A 533-nucleotide genomic window follows, 5' to 3' on the forward strand; every position below is an offset into this window, starting at 1 on the left:
TGTGTACTTCCTACTCATAGAGCAGGAATCGTTACTGAAGATAATTGGGACGGATTTGGGCAGCGTCAAACGGACAGCGGAAGTGTAAAGTTTGAAGGTGTTATCGTTTATGAAGAAGAAATATTGCATAAAGCAGATGGAGAGCAAAAGGTTTTTCCTACGGTACGAACACATTTAGCTCAGCTTATGCTCACTCACTTATTGTACGGTATTGCTCAAGGCGCTTTGGAAGAATCAAAAGCTTATCTGAAGGCTCATACAAAACCGTGGCTAAGTTCAGGTGTTGAAGCAGCGGAGCAAGATCCTTATATTATTCAGCAATACGGTGAAATGAGTTTAAACCTTCATGCTTGTTCAGCACTTATAGAAAAAGCTGTTACAGAATTTGATCGTGCATGGGCAAAAGAAGATGCGCTAACGGAACAGCAGCGTGGCGAGTGTGGAGTCGCCATTGCGATGGCTAAAACGTTTACTGCCAAAACGGCCTTACATATTACTTCCACTATATTTGATGGGATGGGTGCTAGGGCCAC

1 protein-coding gene is annotated in these 533 nt (G+C 43.2%); it reads left to right on the forward strand.

What is annotated here, in order from left to right; all coding sequences use genetic code 11:
* Nucleotides 1-533, forward strand: a 533-nt coding sequence (locus tag AC27IT_RS28150) for an acyl-CoA dehydrogenase family protein (protein ID WP_487092315.1), incomplete at both ends; no start/stop codon positions are given.

It is taken from the genome of Brevibacillus sp. YAE8, assembly GCF_057543335.1.